Raw genomic sequence first — 14,686 nt, 5'->3', positions numbered from 1 at the left:
AAGACGGGAAGACGAGTGGGAGCGGCTACACACGAGTCATCCGTTGGACTATTCCGTGCACCAGCCGAACGCCGAAGCCGAGCGCGTCGAGGCTCACGCGCTCGTCGTGGCCGTGCATGCGGTCCTCGTCCTCCTGCGTGAGGGGGAACGGGAGGATGCCGTAGCAGGGGATCCCCGCCTTGCGGAGCGTGGCGGAGTCGGTGGCGCCGGTGCTGAGATACGGGACGGTGCGGATGCGGCCGTCGAGCGCGGCGACGCTGTCGACGATGGCCCGATACATGGGCGAGTCGATCGGCGACTCCGGCGCGTCGTCGCCGCTGGCGCGCACGCGGAACGACACGTTGGGGTCGCCCACCACGGCGCGCATGCGCTCGATCACATCCTCGATCGAGTCGCCGGGGAGCGTGCGGATGTTGAGCGTCGCCTCGGCCTCGGTGGGGATCACGTTGGAGCGCGTCCCGCCGCTGATGAGCGTGGGGGAGATGCCGTTGCGCAGCACCGCGTTCATCGACGGTGTCCCCGACAGGGTACGTTCGCCCGTGGCCACGCGCGCCGGGTCGCCAGATGCAACGTCGGCCATGGCGCGGCGCAGCGTGGCGTCGGGCCAGACGTGCGACAGCGCATCGAAGAACTGCCGCGTCACCGCGCCGAGGGCGAGCGGCTCCTCGTGGGCCGTGATGCGCGCGATGGCGGTCGTCAGGCGGGTGATCGCGTTGCCCCCGTGGGGGACCGCCGCGTGCCCGCCGGGGCCGCGCGCCGTGACGATCACGTTGTGCGGCACCTTCTCGGCACACTGCACGGCGGCGTAGAGCGCGCGCCCGTCGACGACCCGCACGCGCCCCCCTTCGTTGAGGGCGTACTCGGCCTCCACCAGGTCGCGCCGGTGCTCCAGGACCCAGTCGATCCCGAAGATCCCCCCGGTCTCCTCGTCGGAGGTGGCCAGGAGGATGACGTCACGCGTGGGGAGGGTCCCGGTGGCGACGATGGCGCGCCTAACAAGGAGCATCGCCATCAGGTTGCAGGCGAGCATCCCCTTGTCGTCGATCGCGCCGCGCCCGTAGAGGTAGCCGTCGCGGATCTCGGCGCCGAACGGGGGGACCGACCACTTCGCCGCCTCGACCCCGACCACGTCCATGTGCGCCATCAGGAGCAGCGGGCGCTGGGAGCCGTCGCCGCGGATGCGGGCGATGAAGGCGGCGCGCTCGGGCGCCGGCTCGTCCAGCCACGTCTCGACCCCTGCCTCGCGGAGCACCGTATCCAGGTAGCGCGCCACCGCCATCTCGCGCCCCGGGGGATTACTCGTGTCGAGGCGCACCAGCGCCTGGAGGTGGGCGACGGTCTCGTCGATCAGCGGATCGGTGGATTTCGGTGCGTCGGTCGTCATGGGGTTCACGGGGGCTGCTTCAAGCCTAGCGAGCGCCCAGGTCACCGACCAGAGGAACCACGCGGCGCGCGGCGTCCCGCGAGGGGCGACGAACTGTCGTGCCTCATCCCCTCGCAGGAATCGATGAGACCGCGCACATTGTCGTCAGGTGCCGTTCGGCGCCCCTGCGACGCCTCCTCCCACGTCGCGGGACGCCAACGTCGGCCATGTCACACGTGTCACTCACGGAGGCAGCACAAGCGTGACCTCACCAACTGCTCCGAACCCGCAGGAACGCCCCGACGCCGGGACGCGCGAGGTTGGCGCCTCGCGTCGCATGCTCGCCATCACCGAGTGGGAGCTCCAGCGCATCCTCCTCGACATCCACGATGGCCCGGTGCAGCACATGTATGCGGCCCTGTCGCAGCTCGACCTCATGGAGGCGGCGCTGCAGCGCTCGCCCGACGTCGACGCCGAGGTGCTGCAGCGCAAGGACCGCATCCGGAAGCTGCTCGAGGACGGGCTCACCGAGGTGCGCTCCTTCATCGGCGCCTTCCGCGCCCCGGAGTTCGAGCATCGCCCGCTGCGCCAGCTCGTGGATGAGTTGCTCCTGCAGCACGAGCACCTGACGGACACGCAGATCGCCATCGAGGCCGATGAGGAGCTCCCGCAGGAAGACCTCCCCGTGCGTATCGCGCTCTATCGCATCCTGCAGGAAGGGCTCTCCAACGCCTACCGCCACGGCGGCGCGAGCAAGGTGAACGTCTCGTTGCGCGCCGTGCGCACCGGTCCCCGTCCGCGCCTTCGCCTGGAGATCATCGACAACGGCGCCGGCTTCGACACCACCGACGCCCTCGGCGAATCGCACTTCGGGCTGCGCGGGATGCGCGACCGTGTCGAGATGATCGGCGGCTCCTTTGAACTCTCCAGCGCCCCCGACAAGGGGACGCGCGTGACCGTCGAGGTCGACGCCATATGACACCGCGCCTTCGCATCCTGCTCGCCGACGACCACGCCCTCGTGCTGGAGGGGCTGCGTTCGCTCCTCGACTCGCAACCCGACATGCAGGTGGTGGGGGCGGCGACGGACGGCGCACAGGTGATGGACCAGCTCCGCGCCCACCGCCCCGACGTCGTCGTGCTCGACCTCGAGATGGGGACGATGAGCGGGCTTGCCTGCCTCGAACGCATCCGCACCGAGAAGATCCCGGTGCGCGTCCTCGTCCTCTCGGCGTACGGCGACGGGACGTCGATGCGCGCCGCGCTGGACGGCGGGGCCGACGGCTACGCGCTCAAGACCGACCCGCCGCGCAACACGGTCGACGCGATCCGCCAGGTCTATCGCGGGCAGCTCGTCTTCCCGCTGGCGGCCAAGCGCTGGTTGTTAGGCAAGTCGACGTCGTCGGACCCGCGCCAGCTCACCGAGCGCGAGGAGTCGGTGCTCGCACTGCTGGCCGAAGGGGCCACCAACGCCGAGATCGCGCGGCGGCTCCGGGTGAGCGAGAACACCGTCAAGTTCCACCTGCAGAACCTGTACATGAAGCTGAGCGTCGGGAACCGCACCGAAGCCGTGGCGGTGTACCTGCGCGAGCGCGCGCCGCGACGCTAACGCAGTCGTGCAGCCGAGTTGTGGGATGAGGAGACAGCGAGCCGTGCGTCTCCTCATCCCTTCATCTTTTTCCGAGGTGGGTGCGCCATGGTGCGAAGCGCGGTCCGACTCCTCTGCGCGGCGCTCGTGTGCTGCGCCCTCCCCCTGCGCGTCGTGTCGCCCCAGGGGGGCGCCCCCGATGTGATCCTCACCGGCGGCAAGGTCTTCACCAGCGATCCGGCGAAGCCGTGGGTGCAGGCGATCGCGGTGCGCGGCGACCGCATCGTCGCGGTGGGGACCACCGCCGAGATCGAGCGGCTGGCCGGCGCGCGCACCCGACGGATCGCACTCGAGGGGCGCACCGTCGTCCCGGGCTTCGACGATGCGCACGCGCACGTCGGGCTCTCGGGGCCGCGCTCGGTCGACGTGACCGTCGATCCGTCGCCCACGCCCGATCCGGCGCTGCAGCCGCTGCTCGACTCACTCGCGGCCGTCGCCAGGCGCACCCCCAAGGATGTGTGGCTCATGTCGAGCGTTGGCGGGCGCGTCTTCGATGATCCGCGCGCCACGCGCTTCGTCCTCGACTCCGTCGTCCCCGACCACCTGGTGTGGATCAACGGCTGGTCGGGGCACGGCGCCGTGCTCAACACGCGCGCCATGCGCGAGACCGGGCTCCTCGAAGCCCCGGACCCGTTAGGCGGGTGGCTCGGGCGCGACGCGTCGGGGCGCACCACCGGGCGCATCGACGAATACGCGATCTACGGCACGCAGCGCCGCCTGGGGAGGGCGCGGGGCGACTCGCTCTTCGCGCGGTCGGTGCAACGCTACGGGGAGCAAATCCTGGCGATGGGGATCACCTCGGTGCAGGACATGACCGTGGGCTACGAACTCGACCGGGCGCGCGCCGTGGCGCGGCGGGCGAGCGCCATGCGCCCCCACCATCGGGTGATTCGCTTTCCCATCCCCGCGGGGCGCACCGTCATCTCAAACGACTGGCGCGTGAGCGGTGCCGACACCGCGCTCGCCCCCACCATGCACATCTCCGGCGTGAAGTGGGTGCTCGACGGGACGCCGGTGGAGCAGCTCGCGCTCATGCGGCGGCCGTACGCCGACCGGCCGGGGTGGTACGGGCGGGCCAACTTCCCCTTCGACACCCTGCGCGCCATCGTGCGCGACGCGCTGCGTCGCCGTGAGCAGCCCATGCTGCACGCCGTTGGGGACAGCACCATCGCCCTCGTCATCGCGGCGATGCGCGCCGAGGGGCCGGACAGCGCCTGGCGCGCCCTGCGGCCGCGGCTCGAGCACGCCGACGCACTCGGCCGGGACCAGCTCGCCGACATCAAGAAGCTGGGGATCATCGTCGTGCAGAACCCGGCGCACCTGGCCATCCCCGAGATCATGCACGCGCGATGGGGGGCCGAGCGACTGCGACGCATCGACATGATGCGCTCGCTGCTCGACTCCGGGGTGACGCTCGCCATCGGCAGCGACGGCCCGCTGGAGCCGGGGCTCAACGTGATGCTGGCGACACTGCACCCCAACGTCCCGTCCGAGGCACTCACGCGCGAGCAGGCGGTGATTGCCTACACACGCACAGCGGCGTTCGCGGCCTTTGCCGAGCGGGAACGCGGGACGATCGCGCCGGGGATGCTGGCCGATCTCGTGGTGCTGTCGCAGGACCTGTTCACCGTGACGCCCGACAAGCTACCGGCGACGATGAGCGTGCTGACCATGCTCGGCGGCCAGGTCGTGCACGAGCAGCGAGGGGCGGCGAGGGAGTAGGCTCGTCGTGCGGCCGTTTGAAAAGCATGACACGGGGGTTCACGGGGGTAACACGGGGGTACACGGAGGAGATCAGCGATTCGCCGGGCCCCTCCGTGAACCCCCGTGAATCCTCCGTGAACCTCCGTGTAGAGCTTTTGGGTCGCCTCACCCCGTCGCACTGAGGGCACGCCGGGGGCGTCGGCAAGGGGATACGTCTAGTCCCCTATCCGTCCGGGCAGCCCAGCACCCCCCGATGGGTCATGGTGTGCGTCTCGCGCGGGATAGAGCTTAGGCGTGGGCTTGTGAAATAATTCACATGGCGGGCTCGGGCACGCCCGAGCGCCACCATCCTACCTCTACGCGCGACCTCGGGGACGATTCATGGCGGGACACTCTGGAGCACGCGGCGCCGACGGCGCCCCCAAGAACCGCTGGGCGTCGGGGGTCACTCCGTACGCGGAAATGGGCTACTGGCAGCCCGACTACGAGCCCAAGCCGACCGACATCCTCTGTGCCTTCCGTCTCGTCCCCCAGGACGGCGTCGACGCGATCGAAGCCTCGGCGGCCATCGCCGGTGAGTCGTCGACCGCCACGTGGACGGTCGTCTGGACCGATCGCCTCACCGCGCACGAGAAGTACCAGGCCAAGTGCTACCGCGTCGACCCGGTCCCCGGCACCGACCAGTTCATCGCCTACATCGCCTACGACCTCGACCTGTTCGAGGAAGGGTCGATCGCCAACCTGACGTCGTCGATCATCGGCAACGTCTTCGGCTTCAAGGCGCTCAAGTCGCTCCGCCTCGAGGACATGCGCATCCCGCCCCACTACACCAAGACCTTCCAGGGGCCGGCGCACGGGATCGTGATGGAGCGCGAGTACCTCAACAAGTACGGGCGCCCGTTGTTAGGCGCGACCACCAAGCCCAAGCTCGGCCTCTCGGCGCGCAACTACGGTCGCGTGGTCTACGAAGCCCTGCGTGGTGGCCTCGACTTCGTGAAGGACGACGAGAACATCAACTCGCAGCCCTTCATGCGCTGGCGCGATCGCTTCCTCTTCTGCATGGAGGCGGTCAACAAGGCGCAGTCGGTGACGGGCGAGGTGAAGGGGCACTACCTCAACATCACCGCCGGGACGATGGAGGAGATGTACGAGCGCGCCGACTTCGCCAAGGAGCTCGGCAGCGTCATCGTCATGATCGACCTCACCATCGGCTACACGGCCATCCAGTCGATGGCCAAGTGGGCGCGCAAGCACGGGGTGATCCTCCACCTGCACCGCGCCGGCCACTCCACCTACACGCGGCAGAAGACGCACGGCGTCTCGTTCCGCGTGATCTCGAAGTGGATGCGCCTGGCGGGGGTCGATCACATCCACGCGGGGACGGTCGTCGGCAAGCTCGAGGGCGATCCCAGCACCACCAAGGGCTACTACAAGACGCTGCGTGACAACCACGTGCCCGTCGACCCGACGCTCGGGCTCTACTTCGAGCAGGACTGGGCCTCGATGCCGGCGGTGATGCCCGTTGCATCTGGCGGCATCCATGCCGGGCAGATCCACCAGCTCCTGCACTTCCTGGGCGAGGACGTGGTGCTCCAGTTCGGCGGCGGCACCATCGGCCACCCCGACGGCATCGCCGAAGGGGCGACGGCCAATCGTGTGGCCGTGGAAGCGATGATCCAGGCGAGAAACGAAGGACGCGACTATTTGAATGAAGGCCCCGACATCCTGGCCGCCGCCGCGCAGTGGTCCCCTTCCCTGCGCAAGGCGCTGGAGATTTGGAAGGACATCACGTTCGACTTCCAGAGCACGGATGTGCCGGATGCGGTAGTCACCCCAAGCTAGGTCGGTGGACCCCAGCGTTCGCTGGGCTGCTCGCTTCGCCCGCATCTTCTCGTCTTCTCGTCCTCTCGTCCTCGTCTCTCGTTCGTTCGTCTTCTCGTCTTCTCGTCTTCTAGATAGCCATGCGCATCACCCAAGGCACCTTCAGCTTCCTCCCCGACCTCACCGACGATCAGGTGAAGGCCCAGGTGCAATACTGCCTGGACAACGACTGGCCGATTTCCATCGAGTACACCGACGACCCGCATCCGCGGAACGTGTACTGGGACATGTTCGGCCTTCCCATGTTCGACATCCGCGACGCATCGGGGGTCATGCTCGAGCTCAAGGCGTGCCGCGAACGGTATCCCGAGCACTACATCCGCATCAGCGGCTACGATCGGTCGCCGGGGCGGCAGACGACAGCGCTCTCGTTCCTCGTGCAGCGGCCGACGCACGAGCCGGGCTTCCGCCTCGACCGCCAGGAAGCGAGTGACCGCCAGGTGCGGTACTCGACGCACAGCTACGCCACCGACGCCCCGGCGGGCGAGCGGTACGGGCGTTCGCGTTAGGCACCGGCGCCCCCAGTGACCGGCACTCCCGACCCGACGTCCCCCTCCGCGACGACCAGCGCGCCATCCCCGGCCGCCCATGTCGTCCCGCCGAGGGTCGCGCGCCCCAGCAACCAGATCGACCTCGGCGCCGCCTACCGCGATTCGCAGATCCAGGAGCTGCTCGACGAGATCGACCGCGACCTCGTCGGGCTCGTCCCGGTCAAGACACGCATCCGCGACATCGCCTCACTCCTGCTCATCGCCAAGCTGCGCGAGAAGGCGGGACTGGCCACCGATCGCCCCACCCTGCACATGTCGTTCACTGGTCGCCCGGGAACGGGGAAGACGACGGTGGCCATGCGCATGGCGAAGATCCTCCATCGCCTGGGCTTCGTGCGGAAGGGGCATCTCGTCGTCGCCACGCGCGACGACCTCGTGGGGCAGTACGTGGGACACACCGCCCCCAAGACCAAGGAAGTGGTGAAGCGCGCGATGGGGGGCGTGCTGTTCATCGACGAGGCGTACTACCTCTACCGCCCCGAGAACGAGCGCGACTACGGGCAGGAGGCGATCGAGATGCTCCTGCAGGTCATGGAGAACCAGCGCGACGACCTCGTGGTCATTCTCGCCGGCTACAAGGACCGGATGGATACGTTCTACGGCTCCAACCCCGGCTTTCACTCCCGCATCGCGCACCACATCGACTTCCCCGACTACGATCGCACGGAGCTGATGACGATCGCCGAGTTGCTGCTGACGGGACAGCAGTACCGCCTGGATGCGGAGTCGCGGCGCGCCCTCGACGAGTACCTCGAGCGCCGCATGGTGCAGCCGCACTTCGCCAACGCCCGCTCGGTGCGCAACGCGCTTGATCGCGCCAAGCTGCGACAGGCGAGCCGCCTCATTTCCGGCGGGGGGATCATCACGGCTGAGGAGCTCACGCGCATCGACGCCGCCGACATCCGGCAGAGTCGCGTCTTTCTCGACGCCCCCGACAGCGCGCGAGAGGCCGCGAGCGACGACGGGCGCTGAATCGGCGAGCGCCCTTGTGCCGTGCCGCGAGGTGCCGTAGCATCGCGCACCTCGCCCCTCGCCCGACGCCATCGTCCCCTCGCCCGCCGGTACCTTGCGCGACCTCAAGGAGCGCGAGCTGCAGATCCTGCGACTCATCGCCGACGGCATGAGCGACCGCGCCATCGCGTCGCGTCTCAACTTGTCGGCGGAGACGGTGCGCTGGTACAACAAGGAGCTGTATCTCACCCTCGGCGTCACCAGCCGCACGCAGGCGGTCCGCCGGGCGGCGGCGCTCGGGCTGCTGGATCTCCCCATCGCCCCGGCGGGCGGCGACGCGCCCCCGTCGGCGGTCGCGACGGCCGGGGCTTCAACGCACGTCTCCCGCTCGCCGATCCAGTACGTGGAGCGCGGCGGCGTCTACATCGCGTACCAGGTCGTCGGGAGCGGTCCGGTCGACCTCCTCTTCTTCCACGGCTTCATCTCGCACCTGGAGATCGGGTGGGAGAACCCGGAGTACGCCGCGTTCTTCGAGCAGTTGGGGCGCGTCGCCCGAGTAATCCTGTTCGACAAGCGCGGCGTGGGGCTCTCGGATCGTGTGCGCGGAGCGCCGACGCTGGAACAGACGGTCGGTGATGCGGTCGCCGTGCTCGACGCCGTCGGGTCGAAGCGCGCCTTCGTGCTGGGGACCTCCGAGGGCGGGGCCGCCTCGTTGCTCCTGGCGATGCAGCACCCGGCACGTGTGCGCGGGTTGCTCCTGCTGGGGGCGACCGCGCGTGTCGCACGCACCGGCGCCGAGCCCGCGTGGGCCGCGCCGCGGGAGGAGTTCGACCGACGCATCGAGGCGTTGCAGCAGTCGTGGGGGCAGCCGTGGTCCATCGAGCGATTCGCCCCCACGCGCCTGCACGATGAATCCTTCAAGGCGTGGTGGTCGCGCCTCCTGCGCGGCGCGTCGAGCCCGTCGGCGGTGCGCGCCGTGATGGAGGTCGCGCGCGACGTGGACGTCAGCGCCCTCCTGCCGCAGCTGCGCACCCGTACGGTCGTGCTCCACCAGCGCGACGATCGCGTGGTCCCGGTGGAGGCGGCGCGCTTCCTCGCCGCACAGATCCCGGGGGCGCGCCTCCTGGAGTTCCCAGGCGCCGACCACATCTACTTCGTCAACGGCGAACCGTTCGTCCGCGCCATCGCCGAGTTCCTCGCCGAGCCTGACGAGGCCCAACTCGCCGACACCTGGCTGGCGATCATCGTGCACGTGCACGGTCGCGGCACCGCGCTCTCGGCAGACCAACGCGCGATTGCCGACGCGTTCCGCCCGCGTCGCGAGCGCCTCGACCCGACGGGGTGGACGGCGCTCTTCGACGCGCCGAGCCGCGCGATTGCCTGCGCGCGCCGGCTCCGCGACCTCGGGCGCGGACGCATCGGGGGGATCTCGCTCCACATCGGCGAGTGTCGCACGTCGGACGGCGTCGCGGTGGGGATTGCCGGCGATGTGGCGCAACAGCTCGCCTCGCTCGCCGAGCCGGGAGACGTCGTGATCTCGGAGACGCTGCACGATGTCCTCGTGGGGAGCGGCATCACCCTCGAACGTTTCGCCCCGCGCGCGTCGACCGGAGACGCGACGCAGTTCGGCTGGCGCCTGGCCGACTGAGTTCAGGGGCGTGGGTGGCGCCGCGCCACCCACGGGCGCGGGCGACCGCCCCCCACGCAGCTCCCCCCAAATGCGTGGTGCATTCCCCCCACGGGGGGTGAGACGTTGACCTCCACCCGAGCGCATCACCACTCGACTGGAGACACCCGTGCAGACGCGTCACCTCACCTCGTGCCTTGCCGTCGCCGCCCTGTTGGTGGGCTGCGACGACGCCAATTCCCCCCGTGTCGGAGGCCCCGTGCAGATCGCCATCCAGCAGTCCCTCACCAGCCAGACCACCTCGGCCGGCACCTTCCAGCTGTCCGGCGCGGTCAGCGACAACGGCACGACCACCGAGGAGCTGACCTTCGGCGGCCCGCTCGATCGCCCGCCGGTCCCCGTCACGTTCCGGCGCACGCTCACCGGAACGCAGGGGACGATGGTCATCAGCGGGAGCGCGAGCCTGCAGTTCTCCAGCCCCACCGCCGCGACGCTGAGCGGCTCGTGGAAGATCGACCAGGCGACGGGGCGCTACGCGTCGCTCGATGCAACGGGGACGCTGACCGGCTCGGCCGACTTCGGCTCCACGCCACCGACGTCGTCGCTGGCCTACGCCGGGACGGTGCGCACGCGTTAGGCGTGAGACGTCGCGAACGGTCGCGCGGGGCGCGGACAGTCCGCGCGCCCGCGCGCGACCGCGCTCAGCGCGACAGACCTTTGCCGATCGCGTCGAGCAACGCCTCGAGCGACCTGGTCTCACCGATGACGTACTTCATCAGGCATCGGAAGATCGGGTTGTAGATCTCTCCCTCTTCCGTGATCGTCACGCGCGTCCCGCCGGTGTCTGGATTGAGTTCGTACCGCCAGCGCCCGCCGTACGGGAGCCCAGTGGTCGTGATGCGGGCGACGAAGAGCTCCCCCTCCACCATCTCTTCCGCGACGTAGTCGACACCGCCACGCCGCGTGTACTCACGCCAAGCGGTGCGTCCGTTCAGTGGCGTCAGCAGCTCCACGCGGGAGAGCCCCGTGCGCCACGAGGCATACGTGCCGACGTCGGCGATGAGTCGCCACACCGAGTCGAGCGGCGCGTCGAATCGCTGGCCGCGAGACGCCAGATGCGCCACGGGGAGCGAACGCCCCACCATGTACATCACGGCGACCGCGCCGAGGAGCAGGACCGCGAGATAGGCGAGGGTGCGCATGTGCGGGAAGAATGGCCCACGCAACACCGGCGCGCCATCGAAATGGCGCGCCGGTGACGTTCCGGGTGAGCGGTCGGCGCTGGCCGACCAAGTCACCCTACTGCGCCGTGAGAACCTTCGGCACGATGGCGAAACCGTAGCGGCGGTTGACCGCCGCGACCGCGGCGCGGGCGAGCACGTTCTGGCCCAGCGCGCTCGGGTGGAAGCCGTCGAGGCTCATGTACGCCGAGTACGGCGTCCCCGTCATCATCAGCGTGACGACGCTGAAGCGCGGCTTGAGCGCCGGCATGCCGTACAACACCTCCAGGTCAAACTTCGCATAGCCGGTCTGCTCGGCCATGGCCCGGATGAAGGCGTTCATCTGCGCCAACTGCGTATTGACGATCGCGACCTCGGTCGGATCGAGCACGTAGTCGACCGCTGTGGCGGGACCAGCGGCGCACGACATCGGGACCGGGGGGAGGCCCTGCTTGGCCGCTGCCACGCCCGCCGCAACGGTCGCGGGGACGAGGAACGGAACCGAGATCAGGTTGGGGTTGTCGCGGCAGTTCTGGAGGACCTGCACGTTGAACTTGCGCAGGAAAGCCTCGCGATCAGCCCACATCTCCCGACCGGCACGGAACGCCGGGAACGAGGAGACGTCGCGAATGAGCCCGACCACCACCCCCTGCGGCACGTTGGCGCGCACGGTGCCGACCATGCCGGCATACAACTGCTGCCAGAGATTCACCGGGAAGAGCGTCACGCCGACGATGGCGCGACCGTCACGTGAGCCCAGCACCTCGTTCGCCCCGAACTCGATCGACATGAAGGTCGGCCCCGCGAGGAAGGCCGCCTGCAGTTGCGTCGTGTTTGGGGGATAGATGCGGGAATAGAGGCGCGTGTAGAACGGGTCGTTGCGCGTCTCCGGTGTCACGTATAGGGCTTCGTACGTCGTGGCCGACGACATCGCGAGGTTCTGCAGCGGCAGCTTCGCGTCACGCGCGAGCGCGCTGCAACCGACGGCCCCCGGCGCGATGGCCACCGGCTCGCCGGAGATGCGCACACCGGACGCCAGCGGCGCCGCCATCGGGGCACGGCAGCCAGGGGTCTTGAGGAACGGCACGTTGAACGGCACCCCGGCCATGCGCGCCAGCTGCGCCGGCCAGGACTGGTATTGCGAGGCGCCGACGACACCATCCGACGCCCAGCCCATCGAAATGCTGGTCCCCACCGCCACATACCGGCCCAGCGATCCGGTGGCCCCGGTCTCCTGATCGACGGATGCGCTCACCGGCGGCGCCGTCGGCGGAGACACATCATCGATACACGCCGTCGCCAGAACCGACAGCGCGGTGAGTACAAGAACGCGTTTCATAAGTCCTCCCGGTCACGAGCGACTGCACCACTCATCCGGACCCTCCCGGATGTGTCCCAACATCCAATTCGGGACTCCCACCGGCAATGTGCACTTAGCATCTACTTAATCAGGGGCTCCCTCTGGCGTCCGCGCGATGCCTGAGGGATCGGCCGAGGTCGATTCGCGCGGGGCGTCAGAATGCCTCGTTGAGCGCCACGTACAGCCCCGTACTCCCCTTCCCCACCCCGAAGTCCACCCGGATCGTCGCGCGCTGCGCCGGGATCAACAGGGCGCGCAGCCCGCCGCCCACGCTCGGCAATACGGTCGCCTCGGTGAGCCGGGACAGCTGCGGTGCCACCACCCCGCCCCCACCGAACGCGGTGAAGCCGAGGCGGTGCCAGAAGGGCGAGCGGTACTCGACCTGCGCACTCATCCCGTCATGGTCGCGATAGCGCCCGCGCGTGTAGCCGCGCAGCGCCGTGTCGCTCCCCACCTGCACGAGCTGGTCGAACGGCGCACGCCCGGTGGTCGCCTCGCCCAGCAGCTGTGCCGCCACGACGTGCGACCGGCTGCCTAACGTCCAGTAGCGCCGCAGGTCGACGGCGTACCGCGTGAAGTCGTAGCGCGACCCGATCGCCCCGCCCGCCGTGCTCACCGTCAGTTGCATGAGGTGCCCGGCGCGCGGCGAGAGCACGTGGTCGCGCGAGTCGTGCGCCACGAATCCCTGCGCCTGGACCAGCGTCCCGCCGCGCGCGCCGAAGACCGTCCCCGACGCCAGCGCGCCGCCGGGTTCGCGATCGCGCACCGCGAGGTCGAAGACGCGCGCCGCCCCGCCGGCGTAGAGCGCGGTCCCGAGCCGGCGCTGCACCATCAGCTGCCCCGAGGCGCCGCTCGACGTATACCACTCTTCGTTGGAGTCCGGCGTGTCATCGCCGACGCCGTAGTACGGCAGCGGAAAGCGCTGGTACTCGAGACGGCCGCGCACGCGCCAGATGTTGCCCTCGCTCCATCGGTCCTCCTGCACCCAGGCGCGGGCCTGCGACTTGGCGGTGAAGATCGCGTACAGCTGCTGCTGCGACGTGCGGGTCGCCGTGTCGCGCCCAACCCGGAACATGCGCAACACCGTCGCGCCGTACTGGAAGCCGGTCTCGGGGGCCGACCCGACGACCGGGAGCGCGCTCAGGCGCGGACGACTGGCGGAACTGTCGGTCGACGACTGTCCGTCGACGCCCCCTGCCCCGCACGCCAGCGACAGCAGGAGGAGCACGCTCGCGCGTGCACGGGCCGTGAGGGTCGGCATGGGAGACCTCTCATGTTCGGCATCGGAAGGTTGGGATGGTCGCATGCCCCAGGATGGCATCACCGGACGCACGCTCCCATCCGCCCAATGACGTAGTACCCGCGCCGCGATGACGTAGTCGGGCCCCCTTCCCGACCGTTTGGGACAACACATGACAGCGGGATTAAAGGTGCGACGGCGAAGGGTCGATACGCCCACGTGACGCGGTTCACCAACGTCGAGGGCGGCTGCTCTCGGTGCTGGTGATCGCCCCGCCGTGAGGATTCCGCCGTGCTTCGTTCGTCTTCTTCCCGCGCCATGCTGCTCGCGGTCCTTGCCCCACTCGCCGCCTGCGCCACCGTTGCGCGCGGCAACCTCGAGCCGATCGTTACCGACCGCCCGGACTTCACCGAGAGCAGTGAGATTGTCCCCAGCGGCCTTGTCCAGCTCGAATCCGGCGGCACTTACAGCCGGGATGGTGATGAACGCGCCGGATCGCTCGGCGAGGCGCTGATTCGCGTGGGGCTGGCCCCGCGCGCCGAGCTGCGGGTCGGGTTGAACTCGTACGCCTTTTCGCAGGTGTCGGGGAGCACGGTACGAGGGCTCGAGGATGCCTCGCTCGGCGCCAAGTTCAACCTGTTCGATGGCGGTGCGCTCGGCAGCGTCCGCCCCAAGGTCTCCCTCATCGTGCACTCGACGCTGCCCACGGGGGCCCAGCCGTTCCGCGCCAACAAGATGCAGCCGCAGATGAAGCTGATCGGCGCGTGGACTCTGAGCGAGCGCTTCGCCTTCGCCTCGAACCTCAACTACGCCGTGGTCCGCGAGCGTTTCGACAGTTACGCCGAGCCGTCGGCATCGGCGTCGGTGGCGATCGGGCTGAGCCAGCGCGTGGGGTCGTACGTCGAGTACTTCGGCTTCTATCCGCAGCAGGAAGGGCTGGACAAGTCCCACTACATGAACGGTGGCCTGACCTACGGGCTGAGCGACAACTTGCAGCTGGACGCGCGCGCCGGTCGTCAGGTGCAACGTCTCGGCGACGGGCAGAGCTGGTTCATGGGCGTGGGGATCGCGCGCCGCTGGTAGCCGTTGGTGCCATACGCAGGCCGGGCGCCGCTCCCCCGAGGGGAACGGCGCCCGGCCTC

General features: G+C 69.4%; 13 protein-coding genes. 9 read left to right on the top strand and 4 right to left on the bottom strand.

Annotated features, from left to right (window positions below; genetic code table 11):
- Nucleotides 1-25: 25 nt before the first annotated feature.
- Complete coding sequence (locus IPN47_06620) at nucleotides 26-1,384, bottom strand: M20/M25/M40 family metallo-hydrolase (GenBank protein ID MBK9407715.1); 1,359 nt, start codon at nucleotides 1,382-1,384, stop codon at nucleotides 26-28.
- Nucleotides 1,385-1,625: 241 nt separating this feature from the next.
- Between IPN47_06620 and IPN47_06615 the strand changes: the two genes are divergently transcribed.
- From IPN47_06615 to IPN47_06580, 8 genes are all read left to right on the top strand, one after another.
- Nucleotides 1,626-2,342, top strand: a complete 717-nt coding sequence (locus tag IPN47_06615; protein MBK9407714.1) for a sensor histidine kinase — start codon at nucleotides 1,626-1,628, stop codon at nucleotides 2,340-2,342.
- A complete protein-coding gene (locus tag IPN47_06610) occupies nucleotides 2,339-2,971 on the top strand; it encodes a response regulator transcription factor (GenBank protein ID MBK9407713.1) in 633 nt (210 codons plus the stop codon). Before IPN47_06615 ends, IPN47_06610 begins: the two co-directional genes overlap by 4 nt.
- A gap of 87 nt (nucleotides 2,972-3,058) precedes the next feature.
- The gene (locus IPN47_06605; protein MBK9407712.1) at nucleotides 3,059-4,732 is read left to right on the top strand and encodes an amidohydrolase family protein; all 1,674 of its coding nucleotides are present in this window, start codon (nucleotides 3,059-3,061) and stop codon (nucleotides 4,730-4,732) included.
- A gap of 363 nt (nucleotides 4,733-5,095) precedes the next feature.
- Nucleotides 5,096-6,556: a form I ribulose bisphosphate carboxylase large subunit gene (locus IPN47_06600; GenBank protein ID MBK9407711.1), complete on the top strand. Its 1,461-nt coding sequence runs from the start codon at nucleotides 5,096-5,098 to the stop codon at nucleotides 6,554-6,556.
- A gap of 119 nt (nucleotides 6,557-6,675) precedes the next feature.
- Nucleotides 6,676-7,104 (top strand): ribulose bisphosphate carboxylase small subunit, encoded by a 429-nt coding sequence (locus tag IPN47_06595; protein ID MBK9407710.1) that lies wholly within the window; start codon nucleotides 6,676-6,678, stop codon nucleotides 7,102-7,104.
- A 117-nt stretch (nucleotides 7,105-7,221) separates the two neighbouring features.
- Nucleotides 7,222-8,118: a CbbX protein gene (gene cbbX / locus IPN47_06590; GenBank protein MBK9407709.1), complete on the top strand. Its 897-nt coding sequence runs from the start codon at nucleotides 7,222-7,224 to the stop codon at nucleotides 8,116-8,118.
- 94 nt (nucleotides 8,119-8,212) lie between these two features.
- Nucleotides 8,213-9,745, top strand: coding sequence for an alpha/beta fold hydrolase (locus IPN47_06585; GenBank protein ID MBK9407708.1), 1,533 nt, complete (start codon nucleotides 8,213-8,215; stop codon nucleotides 9,743-9,745).
- A gap of 148 nt (nucleotides 9,746-9,893) precedes the next feature.
- Nucleotides 9,894-10,361 (top strand): hypothetical protein, encoded by a 468-nt coding sequence (locus IPN47_06580; GenBank protein ID MBK9407707.1) that lies wholly within the window; start codon nucleotides 9,894-9,896, stop codon nucleotides 10,359-10,361.
- Nucleotides 10,362-10,425: 64 nt separating this feature from the next.
- Here the strand turns inward: IPN47_06580 and IPN47_06575 are convergent, their stop codons facing one another.
- From IPN47_06575 to IPN47_06565, 3 genes are all read right to left on the bottom strand, one after another.
- Entirely contained in the window at nucleotides 10,426-10,926 is a 501-nt protein-coding gene (locus tag IPN47_06575; GenBank protein MBK9407706.1) for an SRPBCC family protein, read from the bottom strand.
- Nucleotides 10,927-11,023: 97 nt separating this feature from the next.
- Nucleotides 11,024-12,223 (bottom strand): hypothetical protein, encoded by a 1,200-nt coding sequence (locus tag IPN47_06570; GenBank protein ID MBK9407705.1) that lies wholly within the window; start codon nucleotides 12,221-12,223, stop codon nucleotides 11,024-11,026.
- A gap of 235 nt (nucleotides 12,224-12,458) precedes the next feature.
- Nucleotides 12,459-13,565, bottom strand: coding sequence for a BamA/TamA family outer membrane protein (locus IPN47_06565; protein MBK9407704.1), 1,107 nt, complete (start codon nucleotides 13,563-13,565; stop codon nucleotides 12,459-12,461).
- A 270-nt stretch (nucleotides 13,566-13,835) separates the two neighbouring features.
- On the opposite strand from IPN47_06565, the gene IPN47_06560 reads away from it, so the two are divergent.
- Nucleotides 13,836-14,627, top strand: a complete 792-nt coding sequence (locus IPN47_06560; protein ID MBK9407703.1) for a transporter — start codon at nucleotides 13,836-13,838, stop codon at nucleotides 14,625-14,627.
- Nucleotides 14,628-14,686 lie beyond the last annotated feature (59 nt).

Source organism: Gemmatimonadota bacterium (assembly GCA_016719105.1).
In the GTDB taxonomy this organism is placed as follows: Bacteria; Gemmatimonadota; Gemmatimonadetes; order Gemmatimonadales; family Gemmatimonadaceae; genus SCN-70-22.
This window is presented reverse-complemented; position numbering and strand designations above follow the sequence as displayed.